At 34.2% G+C, this 24,065-nt stretch carries 22 protein-coding genes; 1 reads left to right on the forward strand and 21 read right to left on the reverse strand.

Annotation, left to right across the window (positions count from 1 at the left end; all coding sequences use genetic code 11):
- Window positions 1–188: 188 nt before the first annotated feature.
- The 18 genes from mfd to metG all read right to left on the reverse strand — a co-directional run bounded on the left by mfd (window position 189) and on the right by metG (window position 21,031).
- A complete protein-coding gene (gene mfd, locus NCCP28_RS21845; protein WP_248563318.1) occupies window positions 189–3,725 on the reverse strand; it encodes a transcription-repair coupling factor in 3,537 nt (1,178 codons plus the stop codon).
- A gap of 609 nt (window positions 3,726–4,334) precedes the next feature.
- Complete coding sequence (gene fin, locus NCCP28_RS21850; RefSeq protein ID WP_248563319.1) at window positions 4,335–4,565, reverse strand: anti-sigma-F factor Fin; 231 nt, start codon at window positions 4,563–4,565, stop codon at window positions 4,335–4,337.
- A 247-nt stretch (window positions 4,566–4,812) separates the two neighbouring features.
- Window positions 4,813–5,376 carry an aminoacyl-tRNA hydrolase gene (pth, locus tag NCCP28_RS21855; RefSeq protein WP_248563320.1) on the reverse strand — a complete coding sequence of 188 codons (564 nt, stop codon included), beginning with the start codon at window positions 5,374–5,376 and terminating at the stop codon, window positions 4,813–4,815.
- 189 nt (window positions 5,377–5,565) lie between these two features.
- Complete coding sequence (locus tag NCCP28_RS21860) at window positions 5,566–6,204, reverse strand: 50S ribosomal protein L25/general stress protein Ctc (protein ID WP_248563321.1); 639 nt, start codon at window positions 6,202–6,204, stop codon at window positions 5,566–5,568.
- 265 nt (window positions 6,205–6,469) lie between these two features.
- Window positions 6,470–7,426, reverse strand: coding sequence for a ribose-phosphate diphosphokinase (locus NCCP28_RS21865; protein WP_248563322.1), 957 nt, complete (start codon window positions 7,424–7,426; stop codon window positions 6,470–6,472).
- 89 nt (window positions 7,427–7,515) lie between these two features.
- Window positions 7,516–8,892: a bifunctional UDP-N-acetylglucosamine diphosphorylase/glucosamine-1-phosphate N-acetyltransferase GlmU gene (gene glmU / locus NCCP28_RS21870; RefSeq protein WP_248563323.1), complete on the reverse strand. Its 1,377-nt coding sequence runs from the start codon at window positions 8,890–8,892 to the stop codon at window positions 7,516–7,518.
- 535 nt (window positions 8,893–9,427) lie between these two features.
- Entirely contained in the window at window positions 9,428–9,718 is a 291-nt protein-coding gene (gene spoVG, locus NCCP28_RS21875) for a septation regulator SpoVG (protein WP_003347151.1), read from the reverse strand.
- Between the two features lie 293 nt (window positions 9,719–10,011).
- A complete protein-coding gene (locus NCCP28_RS21880; RefSeq protein WP_248563324.1) occupies window positions 10,012–10,386 on the reverse strand; it encodes a RidA family protein in 375 nt (124 codons plus the stop codon).
- Between the two features lie 27 nt (window positions 10,387–10,413).
- Window positions 10,414–11,229: a pur operon repressor gene (gene purR / locus NCCP28_RS21885; protein WP_248563325.1), complete on the reverse strand. Its 816-nt coding sequence runs from the start codon at window positions 11,227–11,229 to the stop codon at window positions 10,414–10,416.
- A gap of 57 nt (window positions 11,230–11,286) precedes the next feature.
- Complete coding sequence (gene ispE / locus NCCP28_RS21890) at window positions 11,287–12,156, reverse strand: 4-(cytidine 5'-diphospho)-2-C-methyl-D-erythritol kinase (protein WP_248563326.1); 870 nt, start codon at window positions 12,154–12,156, stop codon at window positions 11,287–11,289.
- A 500-nt stretch (window positions 12,157–12,656) separates the two neighbouring features.
- The gene (locus NCCP28_RS21895) at window positions 12,657–12,836 is read right to left on the reverse strand and encodes a small, acid-soluble spore protein, alpha/beta type (RefSeq protein WP_248563327.1); all 180 of its coding nucleotides are present in this window, start codon (window positions 12,834–12,836) and stop codon (window positions 12,657–12,659) included.
- Window positions 12,837–12,986: 150 nt separating this feature from the next.
- Window positions 12,987–13,250 (reverse strand): biofilm formation stimulator Veg, encoded by a 264-nt coding sequence (veg, locus tag NCCP28_RS21900; protein ID WP_101178366.1) that lies wholly within the window; start codon window positions 13,248–13,250, stop codon window positions 12,987–12,989.
- Between the two features lie 557 nt (window positions 13,251–13,807).
- Entirely contained in the window at window positions 13,808–14,686 is an 879-nt protein-coding gene (yabG, locus tag NCCP28_RS21905) for a sporulation peptidase YabG (RefSeq protein WP_248563328.1), read from the reverse strand.
- Window positions 14,687–14,970: 284 nt separating this feature from the next.
- Entirely contained in the window at window positions 14,971–15,852 is an 882-nt protein-coding gene (gene rsmA / locus NCCP28_RS21910; RefSeq protein WP_248563329.1) for a 16S rRNA (adenine(1518)-N(6)/adenine(1519)-N(6))-dimethyltransferase RsmA, read from the reverse strand.
- Window positions 15,845–16,405: a ribonuclease M5 gene (rnmV, locus tag NCCP28_RS21915; protein ID WP_248563330.1), complete on the reverse strand. Its 561-nt coding sequence runs from the start codon at window positions 16,403–16,405 to the stop codon at window positions 15,845–15,847. Before rnmV ends, rsmA begins: the two co-directional genes overlap by 8 nt.
- A 307-nt stretch (window positions 16,406–16,712) precedes the next feature.
- Window positions 16,713–17,900: a resuscitation-promoting factor gene (locus NCCP28_RS21920; protein WP_248563331.1), complete on the reverse strand. Its 1,188-nt coding sequence runs from the start codon at window positions 17,898–17,900 to the stop codon at window positions 16,713–16,715.
- Between the two features lie 237 nt (window positions 17,901–18,137).
- Window positions 18,138–18,905: a TatD family hydrolase gene (locus NCCP28_RS21925; protein ID WP_248563332.1), complete on the reverse strand. Its 768-nt coding sequence runs from the start codon at window positions 18,903–18,905 to the stop codon at window positions 18,138–18,140.
- A gap of 137 nt (window positions 18,906–19,042) precedes the next feature.
- Entirely contained in the window at window positions 19,043–21,031 is a 1,989-nt protein-coding gene (gene metG / locus NCCP28_RS21930) for a methionine--tRNA ligase (RefSeq protein ID WP_248563333.1), read from the reverse strand.
- 765 nt (window positions 21,032–21,796) lie between these two features.
- Between metG and NCCP28_RS21935 the strand changes: the two genes are divergently transcribed.
- Window positions 21,797–22,081 carry a transition state genes transcriptional regulator AbrB gene (locus NCCP28_RS21935; RefSeq protein WP_248563334.1) on the forward strand — a complete coding sequence of 95 codons (285 nt, stop codon included), beginning with the start codon at window positions 21,797–21,799 and terminating at the stop codon, window positions 22,079–22,081.
- Window positions 22,082–22,166: 85 nt separating this feature from the next.
- Here NCCP28_RS21935 and rsmI read toward each other — a convergent pair whose 3' ends face one another.
- The 3 genes from rsmI to NCCP28_RS21950 are packed head-to-tail and all read right to left on the reverse strand — an operon-like array spanning window position 22,167 to window position 24,025.
- Window positions 22,167–23,033, reverse strand: coding sequence for a 16S rRNA (cytidine(1402)-2'-O)-methyltransferase (gene rsmI / locus NCCP28_RS21940; protein ID WP_248563335.1), 867 nt, complete (start codon window positions 23,031–23,033; stop codon window positions 22,167–22,169).
- Window positions 23,011–23,298, reverse strand: a complete 288-nt coding sequence (locus NCCP28_RS21945) for a GIY-YIG nuclease family protein (RefSeq protein ID WP_248563336.1) — start codon at window positions 23,296–23,298, stop codon at window positions 23,011–23,013. The genes rsmI and NCCP28_RS21945 overlap by 23 nt, the downstream gene beginning before the upstream one ends.
- Window positions 23,285–24,025: a tRNA1(Val) (adenine(37)-N6)-methyltransferase gene (locus tag NCCP28_RS21950; RefSeq protein WP_248563345.1), complete on the reverse strand. Its 741-nt coding sequence runs from the start codon at window positions 24,023–24,025 to the stop codon at window positions 23,285–23,287. The genes NCCP28_RS21945 and NCCP28_RS21950 overlap by 14 nt, the downstream gene beginning before the upstream one ends.
- Window positions 24,026–24,065: the final 40 nt, after the last annotated feature.

Consider the following 24,065-nt stretch of genomic DNA (forward strand, 5'->3'; position numbering starts at 1 on the left):
TTGTCGAACCAAAATACTTTGGAAACAGCAAAATATACAAATAGAAGGTGAAACTTTTTTAACGGTACGTTTCTCCCCAACCAAATTGCTCATTTCCTCTTATAACCTTAGAGGGAACATAAGCCCATTAATGCATAATAAAAAAAGGAGTGTTCCAAATAGAATATTCGAAACACTCCTCTCCCTCATTAACTTGTCTCTTGCGGTTCTTTTTTAAAACTATTTAATGATTGTACCATCTCATAGCAAGCGTCAAGCCATTTGTCTGTTTTTATTCCTTTCACATGCAAAACGATTTTTAATTTTTTCCCTTCCATTCCAAGACCAATCATTCTTCCATATTTAGAACTTTTCTCAAATATCTTTTGCCCATCCATTAGATTGCTGCTTTTCTCTGATAAGAGTATCAGCACTTCTTCTTTATTTTGTTTGATTAACTCTACTCCAGCTTGTTTTCCATATACCTTCATTTCTGTCAGTTTAAATAAATAAGCAACTTCAGGTGGATAATCGCCAAAACGATCTGTCATTTCTTCTTGAAGTTCTGATAATTCATCTAAAGATGCAACTCCTCTAAATCTTTTATACATTTCAATTTTTTGCTGGCCATTATTTATATAAAAATCAGGGATATATGCATCTATATCAAGATCCAGTTCTATTGTTTTTTTGCTTTCTTCATCAAGTGTTCCTTTGCGCTCTTCTATTGCCTCTTTTAACATTTGAGAATACAGGTCAAAACCAACAGAATCAATAAACCCATGCTGTTGTGCACCCAATAGATTACCTGCTCCTCTAATCGTTAAATCTCTCATCGCAATTTTAAAGCCGGATCCTAACTCTGTAAATTCTTTGATTGCTTGTAAACGTTTCTCAGCCACTTCTGTCAACACTTTATCCTTTCGATAGGTAAAATAAGCATATGCAACACGATTAGATCGTCCTACCCTGCCTCTTAATTGATAAAGTTGAGAAAGTCCCATTCGATCGGCATCTTGCACTATTAATGTATTAACATTGGGAATATCTACACCTGTTTCAATAATCGTCGTGCTTACTAAAACATCATATTCTCCTTCAAGAAAACTAAGCATAACAGATTCTAATTCATTTTCTGTCATTTTTCCATGTGCATAAGTAACTTTTGCATCTGGGACTAGCATAGATATTTCTTCTGCTTTTCTTTCGATATCTTCTACTCTATTATATAAAAAATATATTTGCCCGTTGCGCGCCAACTCTCTTTCAATTGCTTCCCGAACCAATCCTCCATTATATTCCATAACATATGTTTGAATCGGAAAACGGTTTTCTGGCGGTGTTTCAATAACAGAAAGATCTCTTACTCCCAGCATAGACATATGCAGTGTTCTTGGAATTGGTGTAGCAGTTAAAGTTAAAACATCTACATTTGTTTTAAGCTGTTTAATTTTCTCCTTATGCGTCACACCAAAGCGTTGTTCCTCATCAATAATCAGCAGACCTAAATCCCGATAAGAAATATCTTTTGATAGAATCCGATGTGTCCCTACAACAATATCAACTGTTCCTGCTTTTAATCCTTTCATTGTTTCTGTTTGCTGTTTTCTTGTTCTAAATCTACTCAGCAGGCCAATTTCAATCGGATAATCTTGAAAACGCTCTCTAAGCGTTTCGTAATGCTGTTGTGCCAAAATAGTAGTTGGCACCAATAAGGCGACCTGCTTTCCATCTGCAATTGCTTTAAATGCAGCACGAATGGCAACTTCTGTTTTCCCATATCCAACATCTCCGCAAAGTAGACGGTCCATCGGTCTTTCCCGTTCCATATCTTTTTTTATTTCATTAATGGATCGCAATTGATCCTCTGTTTCCTGATAAGCAAAGGAAGCTTCAAACTGTCTCTGCATGTCTCCATCTGGTGAAAAGCCATAGCCAACAGATGCTTCTCTTTCTGCGTATAGTTTAATTAAATCATCGGCAATATCTTGAACAGAAGATTCTACTTTTCGTTTTACTCTCTTCCACTCATTCCCGCCTAATTTATATATTTTAGGCTCCTTGCTTTCAGATCCAACATACTTTTGCACTAAGTCAATTTGTTCAACAGGTACATATAGTTTATCGCTACCTTGATATTTTAAATGCAGATAATCTTTATGCACGCCATTTATTTGCAGCGTTTCTATCCCAAGATATTTCCCTATCCCATGATTGACATGAACGACATAGTCCCCAACCTTCAATTCAGAATAACTTTTGATTCTTTCTGCATTAGATAGCTTCTGTCTGCGTTTCGAGCTTTTTTTCGTTTTTGTTTTAAATAATTCTTCTTCTGTTATAACGGCCATTTTTAAAATGGGCAGCTCAAATCCAGATTGAAGATTCCCTTCTATAAGCTGTACCTGTCCATGAATAATAGGTTGGCCGCTGTCCTTTATAACACTAACTATTTCATAATCCCCAAGCACTTGTTCTAACTTCTCTAAACGCTCTTGGTCACTCCCTACAATAAGCACAGAGTATTGATTTTTCTTCCAACGTTCCATTTCTGCTTTAAGGACATTCATCTGTCCATGAAAGCTTTGCATTGGTTTGCAGGATATATTAATAATATTTTGTGGATTTGTATTTTGGACATGTCTTAAAAATAAAGATAAATAAACAATTGACCGCTTAGACTGATGAAGCAGATGATTAACATTTTGAGACAATGTTAAATCATGAATAATCTCTCCTTCATTAAGTAAGTTTGTGTACCAGTCTGCTTCTTCTTTTTCCAAAGTATCATTCATTTCTTGAACTCTACTAATTTCATCAATAAAAATAAGTCCATTAGACGGCAAATAATCTATTAAACTTGTTTGATTTCTATATAGAATGGATAAATATTTATATAATTGTTCTGGTTTTTGCCCTTCTTTTAATCGCTCTATTTCATGTCCGATATTTTGTGCCAGCAATGTTTTTATCGAAGAATCTTTTAGTTTTTTCAAACTTTTTGCAAGTCCTGCTTCCATTTTAGCAATAAGGGATGCCACCTCTTCTTCGCTAAATAAGATTTCCGTTGCAGGCCCAATATCTATTGTTGATAATTTATCTTTTGATCTTTGATCTTCTAAAGAAAATGTGCGAATAGAATCTATTTCTGTATCAAATAGTTCAATTCGTAATGGATCTTCTTCTGTTAAAGGATAAATATCAATAATTCCGCCTCTAACACTAAATTCGCCTGGTGCAGAAACCATATCATTTCTTACATACCCCATTTGAACAAATTGTTTTAACTGTACTTCCAGATCCATTTCTTTGCCAACTTCTATCCTTACTTGGCTACTATCCCACATTTTTAATGGAGGAAGCAGCTTTCTTAAACCGGCAACAGGAACAATCATGATACCTTTTTTTTCTTTGGTCCAGTAATTTAAAACCTCAATTCGCTGGGCTTTAAGTTCTGGGCTTGCAATGCTTATTTCTGCTGCTATCAATTCATTAGCAGGATATAAAAATACTTCTTTCTCGTCAATTATATTTGTAATATCATCATACAGTTTCTGGGCTTGAAGCAAGTTATGTGTAACAATCAATAAAGGCTTTTTCGTTCTCTCATATACAGATGTCAAAAACAATGTTCTTGCAGATCCTGAAAGGCCTGATACTAATTGCTCATGTAACCCGACCTCAAAACCAGAAATCAGATTTTGAATATCTTCTTGTTGGTTGAATTCTTGTTTTAGCCCTAACAATGGATTTTTCCCTCCTTACTGAAAAACTTCAGCATTAAGATAACCATAACGGAAGAGGAACATAAAAACATGCTCCCCCAATCTATAGTTTTTATTCTTTTTGTGCAGCGGATGTCCTTATATCCTATACAAAAGGACCCCCTCCCAGAAAAATCATCACACTAATGGAAATCTAGCATAATAAAAGGCAGCACATTAAAAAATAATTTTACTTTTTCCTTTTCCTATTTAAAATTAAGCTTTATCTCAACATCTATACAGGCCCAACCATCAAAAAAGAATTAGTCCTAAGTTTACGCTTTTTGCTAAAAGTATAAATAAAAGTGCTAGTGAGTTTATATACGATAAACATATCTAATATTCCTGCATGAAAGGCCATTGACATATCAATTCCATCATTTTTATCCGTCGTTACTAAGCAATAAAATGTAGATTTAATCGGTGGGTGAGGATCTTAACGTCCACTAATGCGCGATAAAATGGCAAAACGAGGGTTCCCCAAACTGATTCACCCCCTCTATTAATAGAGGGGATATGAACAATTTTTTGGGGTTACCCTCTAATTTTTTGTTCCGATCCGATAAACATTAATAAATGGCAGCATAATTTTTAATGAATTAAGTAATCATTTTCGTAGAAGTCAGGATTTTTGGATAAGGATTCATAGCAATCTTCACAAATGGACTTTATATGTACATGTCCATCTTCACTATAATTAACCATCTCTACCCGATCTTCATCTGTTAACAAATGAATTCCTAATCTACTAGTATCTACAGACTCTGCTTCAAGTGTTCCCATATTCACATTACAATGTCTGCAGCGATAATGAATAGCCACGCTCAAGCCCCCCTGCCAATCATAATACTTTAATTGCTAGTATTTACAAATGGCAAGGTATCTATACCTTTACCTGGATTAAAAAACATTTAAGCAGTCGAAAGCATGTGGTCAATAAGTTTACTTTTTAACTATTCTATTATATGACAAAACTGAAAAATAATGCTTAATTCCCCTATTTTTATTACTATCTCTTCCTAACCTGGTTTACTATTTCAATAATTTGCTTATTGATTGAAATTTTTCTTTACTGGATATTATATTTATTCATGACTTGCAAAAATGGTTCCTTCATCCATTGTCCGCAAGCTTCTGAACTTTTTTTAATGACAGCTTCCAAATCAGCTTGTTCTTCTTTAGTGAATTTCCCTAAAACATAATCTGGAACTTTCATACCATTTTTCGGTCGGTCAATTCCAATGCGAATCCGATTAAATTTTTCTGTTCCTAGATGAGCAATAGTGGATTTGATCCCATTATGTCCCCCAGAACTTCCTTTTTGCCGCAGTCTTATTTTTCCAACAGGTAAATCTAAATCATCATAGATAATTACAATATTTTCTAATTCTATATCATAATAATCTACGATTGGACGAATCGATTCACCTGAAAGGTTCATATATGTAAGAGGTTTTAATAATATAACCTTCTCTCCTTCTATTGTGCCCATTCCAAAGATGCCTTTAAACTTTGCTTTATCTAAAGCAATACTGTAATCTTTTGCAATGCAGTCAATAATATCAAAACCAATATTATGTCTTGTATTCTCATATTGTTTTCCAGGATTTCCTAAACCAACGATTAATTTCATATAAAATCACCCTTTGTAAAAAATAAACTCTCATATAGAAAAAGAAGGTTCATCCTTTTAAGAACTTTCTTAAAGGACAAATCCTCCCATTCCTGCATGTATCAAGCGTAATAGAGAAAGATTTCATCTATCACTTCATTAAATCAACCAGTACAAAGGGTAAAAACTGTCAATAGAATACCTATTTTATTATTCTATTTCCTCTTTCACAGTTTCTCTGCCTTCAAGATTATCTGGAACGCCGCCTTCTTGCTGTTCCCCTGTACTAATTTCCTCTTCTTGTCTAGGAGCTAGAATAGAAGCAATTACTTCTTCTTCTTCATGATTAATGTCTACTCCATTATACCCTTTTATATCTGCAATCGTAAGTGTATCTCCAACATGCAATTCATCAATAGAAATTTCAATTGCAGCTGGGATATCATTTGGTTTTGCCGTTACTTCTACTTCATGCAACGCTTGCTGCAGAACCCCGCCATCCTTCACTCCTTGAGCATCTCCTATTAAAGAAACTTTCACCGTAGCTGTAATAGCTTGGGATAAGTCAACTGCAAGGAAATCAACATGGAGAATTTTACGCTTAATTGGATCTGAATCATAGTCATTTAAGACAACATTATGTTTTTGTCCCTCTACATCAAGCTCAATTACACCATTGCGCCCAACTGCTTTCATTACTTTTAAAAAATCTGCTTCATCTAAGTATATGGAAGTATTAGTTGTTTTTGTCCCATAAACTACTCCTGGAATGCCTCCACTTTGGCGTAATCCTGTTAGTGCAGAATGTTTAAATTCCGTACGTTCCTTTGCTTGCAATAAAGTACTCATTTAATTAATCACCTTCCATTATTTTTTCAAGAAACACTCTAATTAAAAAATGCCCTAAATAAGGAAGATTTAAACATAGCTATTTTACCTAATATAGAAATTTTCATTTACAGATAAGGAATAAGATGGGGAAAAGTTTTTTTGCTCTTAGGCATCTCCAGGCTATAAATGCTTGCAAATGCTGAGAATAATGCCCCAAAATTTATTTAACTAATAGATATAGTAAAAAGGCAGCCTTTTATTAAAGGGACTGCCTTCATTCTTTTTAATCAAATAAAAGACTGACAGATTGATCTGAATGAACTCGAATAATAGCTTCGCCTAAAAGGTCTGCCACAGATAATTGAATAACATTATCTGATAATTTTTCTTCAGCAAGTTCAATAGAATTTGTTACAACAAGTTCTTTTATTTTAGAATTTTTAATTCTCTCCATCGCCGGTCCAGATAGAACAGGATGTGTACAGCAAGCATATACCTCTTTTGCACCATTTTCAGCAAGAGCATTAGCGCCAAGTGTAATGGTTCCAGCAGTATCAATAATATCATCAATAAGGATAGCTATTTTCCCTTCAATGTTTCCTACGATGTTCATTACTTCAGCCACATTTGGTTTAGGACGTCGCTTATCAATAATTGCAATCGGTGCTTTTAAGCGCTCAGCAAGCTTGCGGGCTCTTGTTACACCGCCATGATCTGGAGAAACGATAACAATATCTCCATCAAATTCACGTTTGCTGAAGTACTCTCCTAAAATTGGAACACCCATAAGGTGATCAATAGGAATATCAAAAAATCCTTGAATTTGCGGAGCATGTAAATCCAATGTAATGACACGTGTTGCACCAGCTGTTTCTAAAAGGTTTGCCACTAATTTAGCAGTGATAGGTTCACGAGCTCTCGCTTTTCTATCTTGTCTTGCATATCCATAATAAGGAATAACTAAGTTAATCGTTTTTGCAGAAGCACGTTTTAAGGCATCAATCATAATCAACAGTTCCATAATATGTTCATTTACTGGAGCACTTGTAGACTGAATAATGTATACATCGCATCCGCGGATACTTTCTTCAATATTAATTTGAATTTCCCCATCACTAAATCGTGTAACTGAACATTTCCCTAATTCTACTCCGATAGATTTAGCAATTTCCATAGCTAAACCAGGGTTTGAATTTAAGCTAAACAACTTCAAATTTGGATCTAAATTCTTAACTGACATCCTGAACCTCCATTGGCTTTTTCCTAACTAATAGGTTGTTCTTTTTTGTTAAGGAATAAGAAAACTTTTAGTACTTATTCCATTTACCACTAGTTTTTATCTTGCTGTAACTTTTCTGCATAATTTTCCTTGTTTACTTGACGGGCGCGAGCAATAGAAAGCGCGTTTCCTGGCACATCTTCTGTAATAGTAGAACCAGCCGCTACATATGCTCCTTCGCCAATTGTGACTGGTGCAATTAAATTAGAGTTGCATCCAACAAATGCTTTATCCCCAATTGTTGTCAAAAATTTATTTTTGCCATCATAATTAACGGTTATTGTACCACAGCCAATATTCACATCACTGCCAACCTCAGCATCCCCAATATAACTTAAATGAGATGCCTTACTGCCTTTGCCGAAGTTTGCTTTTTTAATTTCGACAAAATTCCCAATTTTGACTGCATCGTCTATATTTGATTGTGGTCGAATATGTGCAAATGGTCCTATATTTACTTCGGAACCAATTTTGCTATCATGTGCAACAGATTGTTTAATAACTGTATTTTTTCCAACAATACAGTTTTTTATTTCTGTATGTGGTCCAATCACACAATCTGCATCAACCAATGTATCTCCAGATAAAATAGACCCTGGCATAATTACTGTATCTTCTTTAATTCTAACAGATGCCTCTATATACGTATTTTCAGGGTCAATAATGCTAACGCCATTTTGCATATGGAATTTGTTTATTCTTTTTTTCATAATTTTTTCTGCTTCTGCTAATGCTACACGATCATTTACTCCTAATGTTTCTTCAAAATCTTCAGTCTGAAAAGCAGCAACGATATCATTCTGCCTTTTTAAGATTTCTATTACATCCGGCAAATAATATTCGCCTTGCACATTTTCATTAGATACTTGATTTAAAGCATGAAACAATGCCATATTATCAAAACAATATGTTCCTGTATTGATTTCTCTAATTAACCTCTCTTCATCTGTTGCATCTTTATGCTCAACTATCTTTTCCACTTGTCCATCACTATTGCGTACAATACGCCCATATCCACTTGGATTTTGAGTTACTGCTGTAAGAATAGTGGCCTTAGCAGATGTCTCATCATGATGTTTAAACAGCGCCTCAAGCGTTTCTGACTTAATAAGCGGGGTATCTCCACAGACTACCAAGGTAACCCCTTCTTTATTATCAAGAAGGTCTTTCGCTTGTATTACTGCATGTGCTGTCCCTAACTGCTCTGCTTGGTTAACATATTTCACTTTATCGCCAAGCTGCGCTTTAACCTGTTCAGAACCATGCCCTATTACTGCCACAACATCCTTTATTTGAAGATTTAAAACTTGGTCCAAAACATGCTGTACCATTGCTTTTCCACATACAGGATGAAGCACTTTATATAATTTTGACTTCATTCTAGTTCCTTGTCCTGCAGCTAAAATGACTGCGTAACGAGTTAACATTCACAGGCCTCCAATATAACCTTTTTATCCATTAAAAATATTATCTTAAATACTGCCTGATTTCAAGAAAGGATTCAGCTATTTCACGATTTCTCTACACATATAAAAATATTTATGCAGATCTACATTATTTTATTTTTACTAACTATCTATAAGTGTAGTAATTTTCCCTTATTCTCCCTTATTAAATTTTTTTTTGCTTTATATGTAACTTTAATGCTTTTAAGAGAAAAAAATCATTGATAAAAGGAAACTTCAATCAGACTTTTACAGACAAGTTTCTACCTACTTAAATTTCTCATTTTCTCCTATCACGCTGGTGGGATCAAAATACTATTAATGCACGCTAAAACAACAATACTATCATACTAGAAGAAAGAAAGGTTTACCTTAGAAAATAAAGGGAATTAGGAAACAAATTGGAGCATTTGCATGGAGAGTTTAATCATAAATCTAAAGAATGCGCTCAAAACTACATAATTTCCACCAAAAAAAGAGCCTTACTCATAGGAGGTAGGCTCTAGTTGCTTATTATTTAGGAAGCACCAGCTTCTTCAAATTCAACTTCTAATTCACCTAAACGGTGGTATTCTGCTAAAACAGCTTCTTGGATTTTACCTCTTGTACCAGAATTAATTGGATGTGCAATATCTCTAAACTCTCCATCTGGTGTTCGTTTACTAGGCATTGCAACAAATAATCCATTATTTCCATCAATTACCCTAATATCATGAACAACAAATTCATTATCTAGAGTAATAGAGGCAATAGCTCTCATTCGTCCATCCGTATTAACCCGGCGCAACCTTACGTCAGTTACTTCCATTCTGTTCACCACCTTTACTAGAAGATAAAATCTAGTTTATTAAATTCAACAGAACTTTCGTAACTCCTGCTTAATTATTAAAATTTTTTAGAATATTTAGGACAAATTGATGAAATTTGCTAAATAATAGTTTAAAACCCTTACATTTTGTAATATTTTCAAACTATTACCCTATTAAATATAAAGGTAATAGTTTGAAATTCCATTCATTTGCAATTTTCATCCGACTAGATAATATAAAAACGCTTATTCTTTACTTTCCTGTAGAAAATAAGCGTATCCTTTTATCTATTTTATTTGCAAAGTGCAATCACTTCAATTTCGAGCAGCACATCTTTTGGCAATCTTGCTACTTCTACACAAGAACGTGCAGGTTTATGAGTTTGAAAATATTCGCCGTACACTTCATTTATGGCAGAAAAATCCGCCATATCTTTAATGAAAACTGTTGCCTTTACTACTGTTTCAAATGAAGCATTGGCTGCCTCTAAAACAGCATGCAAATTTTTGAATACTTGATGCGCTTGTGCTTGAACATCACCGTCTACCAAAATGCCTTCAGCTGTCAATGGAATCTGTCCTGAACTGTAAAACATATTATTGACAATAATCCCTTGTGAATACGGCCCAATTGCTTGTGGCGCAGCATTTGTCTGAACAACTTTCATATTTAACTCCCCCTACACTAGTTATTGTTAATCAAAGTAATTTCCCATCTCTACAGAAATTCTTTTTTCTTTGACATCTACACCAGATAATTTTACCAGTGATAAATAGTCATCTACAAGTCTTTCCTCTGCTTCTTCTGCCTCTACTAAAACAGCAATGCCTGCAACATATGCATTAAATTCTTCCAATAGACTAATCATGCCATTTACCGTGCCGCCAGCTTTCATAAAGTCATCTACAATTAGCACTCTTGATCCTTCTTCTAAACTTCTTTTAGAAAGCAGCATTGTTTGAATCCTTTTTGTGGAACCAGAAACATAATTAATGCTTACAGTGGATCCCTCTGTAACTTTGCTGTCCCTTCTAACCATAACAACAGGTACATTTAAATAATTGGCAACAGCATAAGCCAATGGTATTCCTTTTGTAGCAACAGTCATTACTACATCAATATTTGTATCTGCAAAAGCAGACGCGAACAATTTACCTACTTTTTGAACAAGAGCTGTATCACCCAATATATCTGTCATATATAGATAGCCACCTGGTAAAAGTCTATCAGGCTTCATAATCAGCTCACAAAGTTCCTCTATAAAAGGCTTTGCATCTTGATCATTCACCTTGACCTGATATTTGACTCCCCCGGCTGCTCCCGGCAGTGTTTGAAGAATTCCTATTCCTCTTTGCTCAAAGGTCTCTTTAATAATAGTCAAATCCTCACTGATAGAAGATTTAGCAGAACCGTACTTTTCAGCAAAATAGGATAATGAAACCAACTGCCTTGGATGCTCTAATAAGTAATTCGTCATGTCTATTAAACGCTCACTACGACGAAACTTCATGCTAAGGACCTCCAAAAACCGAATAATTTAACGTTAATATACCATAAATATACGGATTTAATCAAGACTATGACGACTTCCGATTATTCTCACTGCAAATACTTGATCACAAAAGCCACGTAGACCATTATAAACACGGTGCATTCTAGAATCATGATGCATTAAACCAAATACTGTCGGACCACTTCCGCTCATTAAGACAGCATCCGCTCCAAATTTACCCATTTGTTCTTTAATTTGGGAAACTTCCTCATAAAGATTTAAGGTAACATCTTCTAATACATTTCCCACATTTTCGCACATTTGATTATAATCTCCATGATAAATAGACTCAATCATCAATTTTGTATTTGGATGATTAACGGCTGAAACATCAAGCCTTTTATAAATATCTGCAGTAGATACTCCTATAAATGGTTTAGCTAATACGACCCAACAAATAGGCGGTGCTGGTAATTCTTTAATAATTTCTCCTCTGCCAGTCGCTAAAGCTGTCCCACCATATACACAAAAGGATACATCTGAGCCAATTTCAGCTCCAATTTCAGCTAATTGGTCAAGACTCAATCCTAAATTCCACAGCTTATTTAACCCCCGTAGTACAGCTGCCGCATCACTGCTGCCGCCAGCTAAACCTGCTGCCACTGGAATATTTTTCTCAATTTTTATCGAAACGCCCTTTTGTACATAAAATTTATCTTTTAATAGCTTTGCTGCTTGATAAGCAAGATTCCTCTGATCATCTGGAACAAATCTATTAAGTGAAATAATTTTTATTGTGTCATTTTCTTCTAATGAAAGCTCTATTCTATCTGCTAAGTCAATTGTTGTCATGATCATCTCAACCTCGTGATAACCATCTGGCCTTTTATTGAGTACATCTAATGATAAATTGATTTTAGCTGGTGCCTTTACCAAAAGCTTCAATATTTCCACCTACTTAATTTTCTTTATCTCCACAGTTTTTGTCCTGATTTATCATCATTGAAGAAAAGGAAGAGTCCTTTCTAAAAACGCAAGCCTATTGAACTTTTAGAAAGAGTTTTTGCTTTTCTTGTATGTTTATTAATTCTTAAGTGATGATTCTTTTTATTTCATGCACAGCAAACCACGTACTATATTGTAATAGAATAAAAAGGGACATGACTACACTTATATGGATATAGTGATTTTACCATAAAACATGTAATTGCTTGCATTTGTATCCATGTTTTTTATGTATTATTCTACCCTATTATTATGATTTTAAAAAAGGAAGGATTTAAATAGAATTTATTCTGAATAAAACAAAAAATAAAGCCTCACACTTTTATTTGTTAAAGAGAAGTTCTCTTAGACAAACTAAAATGTGAAGCCAAAATACCATGGATGAATCCATTATGATAAAACTCGTGTAAACAAGATGGATGAATCAGATCTCAAAAACACTATTGTTTTTGATTTAGAAGACTTTGCTCAGCAATTTCTATTGCTCTTTTGACCATGTTTCCTGCATCTTTAGCTCGAATGCTACCCCATCCGTCTTTTTGGACAACATCATAAAAACCTAATTCTTTGGCCAATTCTTCTTTTAATCCTTCAGACATAACACCTTTTCGTCTACCCAAAGCAAACCTCTCCTTTCATCATCCATGGTAGTTATAGTATATAGCTTGAGATTATTTTAATGTATATTATTTATTGTTAGTTTTTTTCTGTTTTTCCAAATGAAAAAGCAGTAAACATAAATGTTCACTGCAATACAGAAACACTATATATTAGCTTAAAGCAACTTGTCCTGATGTATCTTCATAGAAAGTAATTTGAACCGTTTCTGTTAAAACATCCGCATAGCTGTATGATACACGTTCAAACGCATTTTCATCCTGGTCTAACTCAACCACAAAAACAGAAGGATAAGTTTCTGCTAAGACTCCGGAACGTTCAATTGTTTTACGACGTCCACCATTTGCCTTCAGCATAAGTCTTTTCCCTAAATTTGAATCAAGAGCTCGTTTTATATCTGATAATGTTTTCGCCATTCGGTCCACCTCACTGTGTAAAGTATATCACACTGACACAACAGAGTCAAACAAAAATATAAATTATAACAGTCTTTTTTAGAAGTTGTCAATATTTTTTATTCTTATTTTTCTCTTATTTTTCAACATTTTTATATTTCACCTATTAGTTGGTAATTATGTAGAAAATTAATATTTTATTTTATGCATAATAAATGATTGTCATAAAATAAAAATATTAATCCATTTTTCCTTTATTGCCTAGCTTACTTTAGGATAGGGATAAAGCTTGATAAATAAGGGCTAGTTTGGCCATTGTTTGGAATCAAAATTAAATAAAACTAAAGAATATTTTGTACAGATTTTTGTTTTTAAAATTGAGCAGCCTAACATACACTTCACTTTCCGCTAAACAAACGTCGAGAATGCTTGTCGAATACACTCTCTTTTGGATCTTCATTTTCTCTGCATTTCCGCAGAATTCTACTTATATGCCTTCTATCCAACATATTTTTTGTTAAAAATAGCAAAAATAAAAGACGAAAGTAAACTAAAATGTTATCCTTCGTCCTTTATGATTATTCTATAGGATTTAGATTATATGGCATCCCTGTTCGAAGCACTCCTTTTGTTTCAATGCCTCCAAGACCCTTCTCCCCTGTTAAGGTACTTCGAAGCACTTCCCAGACATTCACTCTCTCCATAAATGGCGTAAAACCAATTTTAGCAACAATATATACAGGATCTAAGGCATGGATATTTACACGAGATGGGGAACTTGCAAAATTGGCTCCTGCATGAATAAGTGATTCAAAATGAGACTGGCAAGCTCCAGCAAAAATTACCAGCTGATCTAAATGAGGAATTTTCTTTCTAGCCTCTCTTACCGTTTGAACAAAGTATTTTGAATGTCTATATGCATTTATATCTTGTTTTTCGCCCAATGTTTTAGAATAGGCATCATGTCCTGTAATAACCAATATATCTGGGCGATAATATTCAATTAATTTCCCTATTTTTTTATGCATTTCTTTCTCGTCGCAATGTATGCCTGTAACTGGTATTCCTATTTTTTCGTATAGGGTTAAACATTTTTTTAAATAGGCTGGATCTCCATCTAAATGCAACACTTTCCCGGGCAATTGAAAATAGTTCATTTGTTTGCTATAGGCGTTTGTTGCCACATATTCTTGTTTTTGCCTAAGCAAATTAACATCTTGGCGAAATAGCTCTAAAGATTGTTCTTCAAGAAATTCAAATTTCTGTGATATCTTCCTTTGCATCGGTTTATTAATACTCATTAGATCCTCATAAGGAGCATCTGCAATAAGACGAAAATCTTCCCCATATAAAACGGCAAGTTTTTGCCCATTTTCTTCTTTAATATCAATAATTCGGAAAACAATATCACAATGATATGACTTTCTGCCGACGATATCCATGATTTTTATACTCACTGTCGTCACTCCAGTTACCCTAATGTAGAGAGTTTTTGTTTCTTTCCTTATCTTTCATACATTATGCAGCAAATGGTCCAGATGTGAGAAATCCTTCATAGGAACTTGAGAGTAAGTTGCTTTCAGTTAATAAAAAAGCTTAGCTCATAAGTAATTATTATACAGAGCTAAGCTTTTTCATCTAATATATTTAAGGTTTATTAAGCAGTAAGGTTTTTGAGCTTAAAATGAAAAAAGGAATAAAATTTATCGATAAACGGACTTTCAATAACTTAAAGAATCGCCTATTTTTTAAAGTGGACATATAAAGCATCACTTAATGCTGCAAACTCTTCAATCGATAGCGATTCTCCTCTTCTAGTAGGTTCTATTCCTGATATTTGAAGCGATTCTAATATCAGTTCTTTTTTCTCTTTACCTTTGTCCAACTGTCCCACTAAATTATTTAAGATTGTTTTTCTTCGCTGAGCAAAACTTGCACGTGTTACTTGGAAAAAGAAATCTTCATCTTTTACATTAACTAATGGCTTTTCCCGCTTAGTAAGCCTAATTACAGCAGAATCCACGTTCGGCTGTGGCATAAATACTGTTTTTGGAACAATCATAACCACTTCCGGTACAGTGTAATATTGGATAGCTATAGAAAGAGATCCATATTCCTTTGTACTCGGTTTAGCAGAAATTCTCTCTGCCACCTCCTTTTGAAGCATAACAACGATGCCCCTTATCGGAAGATGAGCTTCTAATATTTTCATGATGATGGGCGTAGTTACATAGTAAGGCAAATTAGCTACCAGCATCACGTCATCCATGCCTTGAAACTCTTGTTCCATTACTTTCTTAACATCTGCTTTTAAAATATCTTCATGAATGATTTTTGTATTGTCATATGGAGCAAGTGTTTCATCTAAAATAGGCAATAATCTTTGATCAATTTCAAAGGCGACTACCTTTTTGCTGCGTTTTGCCAATTGCTCTGTCAATGCTCCAATACCAGGCCCAACTTCAATTGCTCCAGATTGATCTGTAAGCAGTGCGTGGTCTACTATATTTCTTAATATATTTGTATCAATCAGAAAGTTTTGTCCTAAACTTTTTTTAAAGGAAAAACCATATTTTTTTAATATTTCCTTTGTCCTAACAGGTGTTGCTATATCTTTATACATTCTTTTCCTCCTGGCGCATCACTTTTAAGGCATTTGCAAACTCTTCTTTTGTAATTTGAAACATCATTAACCTTTTATGCAGCTGTTTCCCATTTGTATAACCAATTTTTAAAATGCTTCCTAATATTTCCCGCCGCTCTTTTGCTCCATCACCGCCAATAAGTTGCGCACAGATTAAATCATCCTGTGTAATTTGTTCAACTGGTGACTCTCTCATAATATGTGCGTCTTTTAAGGATGCGCGAATCGCCTCAACAGAAGCATGTTCAACCCCTACACCTTTTCCCTGTTTCTGTAAGGCCATTTCCTTTGGTATAAAGGCATGCTTACATCCTGCTACATGTTTGGTAATGGTATCGCGAATTTTTTGGCCTGGATAATCAGGGTCGGTAAAGATAATCACACCTCTTATGCTTTGGGCCAACTTGATTTTTTCTATTGTTTCTTTATTGACAGCTGATCCATTTGTCTCGATAGTATCTGCATCAACCGCTCGCTTAATTGCAGTAGTATCATCTCTGCCTTCCACAACTATTATTTCTTTAATTTTCATGGATCCTCCAAAAAAAAATAAAATATTTGAAAAAAACGAAACATTTTTGTAACATGAATCGTCTATATATATATAGTAAGAAATGAAAGATGCTATCTATTTATATTAAGCCATCTACATAACATATCAGAAGCTTTACCTAAAAAATTGCTTATCGTAAAAATTATATTATTCATTATAACGTAAATTATTACTTTCAACAAAATACTCATCATTTTAGAAAACAAGTATATTTTTAATAAAAGATTAAATATGAACCATGTTGTTAATAAAAAAACAGAGGACTTATTATCCTCTGCCAAATGTACTATTGAATAATTTTTATTTTTACTGGTTTATTACCCCAACGATAAGCATCTGCCTTTGAAGGGAAAAACACGTCAATCTTCTTTCCTTTTATGGCACCGCCGGTATCAGCAGCAACAGCATATCCATATCCTTCTACATATACTTTTGTACCTAAAGGAATGTAACTTGGATCAACAGCAATCACTTTAGCATTTGGATTTGCCTTTAAATCAATTCCTGTAGCAGTACGACCAGAACAGCCATTACAACTTGCTGTATATGCCGTTGAGTTGACATACATATCTGCGCTCTCTCTTGAACTCTCACCACGGGATGCGATTTGTACAACGTCACTTTTTGTTCCAACAGCAACTAATTTATCTTGTTTTTCTTTAATGTTTTTTTCACTTAATAGCTTTCTAGAAACTTCTTTGCCGTTTTCTTTTGTAACTTCAAACTTTTTGGATACTAACCCTTTTTTCCCCTCTGTCACAACTTTTTCTGTGCCAGCTTTTAGGGTATGATCTTTTTGAGTAACAACAGCATAATCAATCGGTTGTTCCACTACATCGGTGACCTTTTCTACTCGTGTAATATTTACAACAGCTTTTTCTTTCACTTTTTCTTTTAGATTTGGTTCAACTCGGTCTAATTTTGCAAGTGAGATTTCTTGTTGTGTTAAAAAGTCAGCGACCGTAGTCGAAGTGGACCATACTTGTTTTTTCTTTCCTGCGTCTAATAGTGTAACTGGAAATGCAATATGTACTACAATCTCCATTTTCTGTTCTATGGTGGTATCCATTTGATGATTTACTTGATCATGCTCGTTCAAAGAAATTTTTTGTTCTTTCAAAAACTCTTCAACACTTCCTGCTGTCGTCCAAACCGTTTTCTCCTCGTCGTCCTTTTTCAATTCAACCTGTTTTGCTCGTTTCCAAACAACCTTCATATCATCGGTTATTTTTTTCTCTAACGAGGGAAATACGTAATCTTCTGAGCTGATGGCAATATCTAGTTCATCAAATATTTCTTGTATAGTGGATGAGTGCGTCTCGATGACCTTTTCTTTACCATCTAGTGTTAGAGTCACGGTTTTTTTGGATATTTCATAAAAAAGAAATCCAAAAGCACTTGCAAATACTATGAAACTAGCAAGCATAATGACCCATTTTTTTCTGCTCAAAGATGTGGAAAACAGGGCTTTCATGTTTGTGAATACGATGAAAAACGCCTCCTTTTCTCTTCGGAGTGATTATATAGAGTATCGCGTCTGCTGTCAACCCATATATTTCTATGAACGCATCTCTTATTATGCAAGGTATTTTCCCAAAAAGGAAGAAAGAAATCTCGACATATTTATCCTATGAGAAAAGAAAGCTCTGTAGAATTTTTTCGAAAAAGCCAAAAAAAGACAGGCAGCTTTATCTTTCGACAGCATTCCCTATCAACTTATGCCGAATAATTTTTTTGCATTTTCTGTAGTTTTTTTTGCAACTTCTTCATAAGAAATTCCTTTAATTTCCGCAATTTCCTCTGCTACTAATTGGACATAGCTTGGTTCATTTCGTTTGCCTCTATATGGAGTTGGCGCTAAATAAGGGCAATCTGTTTCAATAAGCAGCTTTTCCAAAGGGATACTAGCAGCAACTTCTTTTGGTTTTTTCGCATTTTTAAAGGTTACTGTTCCGCCAAGTGAAATATAGAAGTTCATTTCGATGCATTCTTTTGCTGTTTCCACACTACCGCCATAACAATGCATAATACCTCCTACTTCTTTTGCTTCCTCTTCCCTTAAAATCTCTACGATATCAGCTGTTGCCTCTCTATTATGAATAATTATTGGCAATTTCACTTTTTTTGCTAATTGTATCTGTTTTCTAAACACTTGTTTTTGAATATCTTTAGGAGATTTATCCCAATGGTAATCTAATCCCATCTCACCTAATGCTACTACTTTGGGATGCTTGGCTAATTCCTCTATCCAAACCAGATCCTCCTCTGTCATATCTACAGCATCTACTGGATGCCATCCAATACTTGCATAAAGAAAAGAGTATTTATCAATTAACTCCATCGCTTTTTCTATTGTTGGCCGATCAAATCCTACAACAATCATTTTCTCCATTCCTGCATCTAATGCACGCTGAATGGTCGCTTCTAAATCATCTTCAAATTGTTCAGCATTTAAATGTGTGTGTGTATCAAATAACATAAAAATCCCTCTTGCTTCATAATTATTTTTATATCTTTTTAGAATTCCTTTTTTAGCAGGATATTAAACCCTTTCAGAAGAAAAACATAGGAAATCCAAATTCATTTTAGTAACTGGATACCTATGTTTTTGCTTTATTATTTTACTTTAGCTCCTAACGGCAATGATTCATCTACAGATGCAACAGACAAAATGCCATCTTGGCTTCCAGCTAAAATCATTCCTTGAGAAAGCTCTCCTCTTAATTTCACTGGTTTAAGATTTGTTACACAAATAACTCGTTTGCCAACTAAATCTTCTGGCTTATAATGTTGAGCTATTCCAGAAACTACTTGTCTTTTTTCATATCCTAAATCAAGCTGCAGCTTAAGAAGTTTATCTGCTTTTTTTACTGGTTCGACACTAAGCACCTCAGCAACACGAAGATCTATTTTCATAAAATCATCAATAGCGATTTCTTCTGCCTCTGGTACTGGCTGCTCTTTAGTCTTTTCTTCTTCTTTCACAGCAGGCCCTTGCATCTCAGTCTTAATAAATTCCACTTCTTCTTTCATATCCAAACGTGGGAAAATTGGTTCTCCCTTCACAACCTTTGTACCCGTAGGAATGACACCAAAAGTTGTTAAACTATCCCAAGATTTTAACTTTTCATCTTGGACATTCAATTGTTCAAAGATTCTATCAGGCGTTCTAGTCAAAAATGGTTTAAGAAGAATGGCAATTCTTCTTAAAGATTCTGCTAAATGTGCCATGACAGCTGCTAATTCCTCTATTTTTTCCTCTTTTGCTAAAATCCATGGTTGGGTTTCATCAATAAATTTATTATTGCGGCTTACCAGCTGCCATAAATTTGTTAGCACTACAGAGAATTCCATTTTATCCATATGTTCTTCATATTTTTCTACAGTATTAATATGTGCTTGAACAAGAGACTTTTCAAATTCCCCAACTGATTCTTTATAGTCAGGAATTATTCCATCAAAATACTTTTGGATCATAGCAACTGTTCGGTTTAATAAGTTCCCCAAATCATTTGCCAAATCAAAATTTACTCTTTCAACAAAACCTTCAGGAGTAAATACACCATCTGCACCAAAAGGCACTTCTCTTAATAGGTAGTAACGCAGTGCATCTAGCCCATATCTGTCAATTAACGTTACAGGATTTACGACATTCCCTTTAGATTTCGACATTTTTCCGTCTTTCATTAAAATCCAGCCATGTGCGAAAACCTTTTTCGGAAGAGGCAAATCTAAAGCCATTAGCATAATTGGCCAATAAATGGTATGAAAGCGAACAATTTCTTTTCCGACTAGATGTACATTAGCTGGCCAAAACTTAGCATAATTCGAATCGTTTTCTGTTCCATAGCCTAATGCTGTAATATAATTAGACAGCGCATCAATCCATACATATACAACATGCTTAGGATCTCCTGGCACTTTTATTCCCCAATCAAAAGTCGTTCTTGAAACAGCAAGATCTTCTAATCCTGGCTTAATAAAATTGTTAATCATTTCATTTTTACGAGACTCTGGTTGTATAAATTCAGGATTTTGTTCGTAAAATTCTAATAGACGATCTGCATATTTACTCATTCTAAAAAAGTAAGATTCCTCTTTTACCAATTCAACAGGATGGCCGCTATCAGGGCTCTTTCCGCCAATGATTTTTCCATTGTCATCATAAATAGGATCTACCAGCTGCAATTCAGTATAGTATGTTTCATCAGATACAGAGTACCATCCTTGATATTCATCTAAATAAATATCTCCTTGATCAACTAATTGCTGAAACATTTTACTTACAACCTCTGTGTGCCTTTTCTCTGTTGTACGAATAAAATCATCATAAGAAATATCCAATTTATTCCATAGTTTTTTTATGCCAGCAACAATTTCATCTACATACTCTATTGGCGTTATTCCAGCTTCTTCTGCTTTACGCTGTATTTTCTGGCCATGTTCATCTGTTCCCGTTAAATAGCGAACATCATATCCCCGCATCCTTTTATATCTAGCCATTGCATCTCCAGCAACAGTCGTATATGCATGCCCAATATGTAAATTACCGCTTGGGTAATAGATAGGGGTTGTTATATAGAAAGTATTATTTTGGTCTTTCAATTTTTTCCCTCCTAAAATTCTGTTTAGCTTATGTAGCAGATCATTTTTAAACCAATTAAATAATCTAATCTATTTCTTATTGTATCAATAGTTAATGCATTTCCAAACTACCAATTTAAAGTTTTATGAAAGAAGATTTATTTTTCTTATTTCTATGATACTGCTATTTTTATAAAGAACAGCGGACAAAGTGTCGAAAAGTTGTGAAGTAAAATTTCAGGCTGAATAAAACGTTTGACTATCAAGGATCTCCCCCCTTTTTGAGAAGTAGAGTTACCGTTTTCAGGATAATAAACATCACAGAAAAGGAAAGTGACGAGGAGAGTGAGCATTTTTCAAAAGCCTGAATGTTATTTTTATAAAGAATAGCAGATGAATCATTGCCATTTTTGCCGAATGCACCATCAAAATATACCTAAAAAACAAACTTTCTGCAACTAACAATCCTATTGCCTTCTTACTAGTTTATTCAACTTTTTCTAGAGAAATATTAAACCGACATTTTTTGTTGAAATATGTCGAAAAAAATTCATGTTTTTTCTGTCTCATCCCTTAATAGAATTAGGGATAATTTTACACAAAAATAAATAAATAGTAAATATCATCAAAAATCACCTATTTTTTAGTAGATATACTTTTCAAAAATAAAATAATTGACGATTATGGGAATGGCTGGTATTATATAAACAAGCAAAGATTTTGTCGAATATTATCGAAAAAAACATAAATTAATAAATTAGCAATCAATTGGGAGGAGAAAAGAGAATGAAATCTACAGGTATTGTTCGTAAAGTTGATGAGTTAGGTCGTGTGGTAATTCCAATCGAGTTAAGACGTACATTAGGTATTGCTGAAAAAGATGCTTTAGAAATTTACGTGGATGATGAAAAAATTGTCTTAAAAAAATATAAAGCTAATATGACTTGCCAAGTTACAGGTGAAGTTTCTGATGACAACTTATCATTAGCAGACGGCAAATTAATTTTAAGTCGTGAAGGTGCGGAACAACTTCTTAACGAAATTAAAAGCACTTTTGAAACATCTAAATAATTACAACTTATTTTATATAGAAAAAAGATGAGAGTTTAAACTCTCATCTTTTTGTTTATAACCGAAAGAGGAATGGATGCTTCTATTAATCATTGATATGATATTGTTGATATACTTCTCTTTTTTGAATCCCTCTATCAACAGCTGTTTTTTTTATTGCTTCTTTTGCAATAAATCCCTTTTCCTCTATGTAAAATTGTACATGTTCAACAACTCCTAAACCTTTCCACCATTCCTCTTCAGATTTTATTTGGTCACCCTTTTCGATGACAATGCAAAATTCACCACGAACTTCTTCTTTTTCTGCCCACTCCAGTACTTCTTCTATTGTCCCTCTGATAAACTCTTCATAAATTTTTGTGAGCTCCCTGCACAGACAAATATTCCTATTTCCTAAAATATCATACATAATGGTTAAGGTCTCTTTTAGACGATGTGGTGATTCATAAAGTAATATAGTACCTTGAATCCCCTTTAAAAAAGTTAATTCTTTTTTCTTTTCTTTTTTCTGCCTATTAAGAAATCCATAAAAGAAAAATGGATGAGTAGGCAATCCAGATGCTATCAAAGCAGTAAGTGCAGCATTTGCACCAGGCAATGGAATTACTGCGATTTTTTTTTCTACTGCTGCAACTACGAGTTCATAGCCTGGATCCGCAATTGTCGGCATCCCAGCATCACTTACTAAAGCAACTGTCTTTCCTCCCTCTAATTCCTCAAGCAATTTGCGTCCACTAGTTTCTTTATTATGTTCATGATAACTAACAATTGAAGTGGGAATATCAAAATAATTACATAGCTTTTTTGTATTCCTGGTATCTTCCGCTGCTATTATATTTGCTTCCTTTAACATTCTAACAGCTCGGAAACTCATATCTTCTAGATTTCCAATAGGAGTGGGAATTAAATACAAAGCTCCCTTATCCTCTTTATAACTCTTTTGCTGCCACAAACCCCTCACCTGCTTCCTTAATTAAAAACCGTTCCTTTTTGCTTCTGCTCCATTGTTTAAAAGCATATTCTGCTTTTAATGCTTCTGACTTAGTAGAATAATCTTTCCAGTAAACTAAACAGACTGGCAGCCTCCCACGAGTATATTTAGCACCTTTCCCACTATTATGTGTCTCTACTCTTTTTTTTATATTATTTGTATAGCCTGCATAAAAACTTCCATCTCGGCATTTTAATACATAAAAATAATGGCTATTTGTTTCCATTTAAAATATAGCTCATTTCTTCTGTATACTCATTTTTAGTATTATAAACAAAAAGGGGCGGAAGTATTTTTAAATCTGGCTTTCCATCTTTAATTCCCTCTATTAAAAGAATGTTTGCATCTTTTCCTTCCTTAGGATACACAAATTGCACTCTTTTAGGCTCTATTCTATATAACCTCATTAATGTAACAATATCAAGCAATCTTCCTGGACGGTGCACAAAAGCTACTTTTCCTCCTTGTTTTGCAAGTTGACTTGCAATGCGAATAGTATCTTCTAATGTACAAAGAATTTCATGCCTTGCTATTGCATAATGCTCATTTAAATTTCTCTCTTGAATGGAATCTGTCTGAAAATAAGGAGGATTGCATGTCACTACATCATACTTCTCATAACCGATCACAGGGGGAATCTCTTTTATATCGCCATGAATCATTTGTATTCTTTCTTCTAGCTGATTATAGGCAATACTCCTATTTGCCATATTATACAAACGTTCTTGAATCTCCACTCCTAAAATGGTGCCTTTTGTTCTTAATGACAAGAAAAGAGGAATAACCCCATTTCCACTACATAAATCCACTAAACTTCCCCTTTTCATCGGTACCGATACAAAATTAGCTAATAATACTGCATCAAGTGAAAAGGAAAAGACAGAAGGACTTTGAATAATTTTCAAATTTTCTCCTAATAAATAATCGAGCCTTTCATCTCCCATTAACTCTATCACTTTATAACCTCCATCCTAAATGCTTCTTCTTATAAAA

Origin of the sequence: Niallia sp. NCCP-28 (assembly GCF_023168165.1) — a bacterium.
GTDB lineage: Bacteria > Bacillota > Bacilli > Bacillales > Cytobacillaceae > Niallia.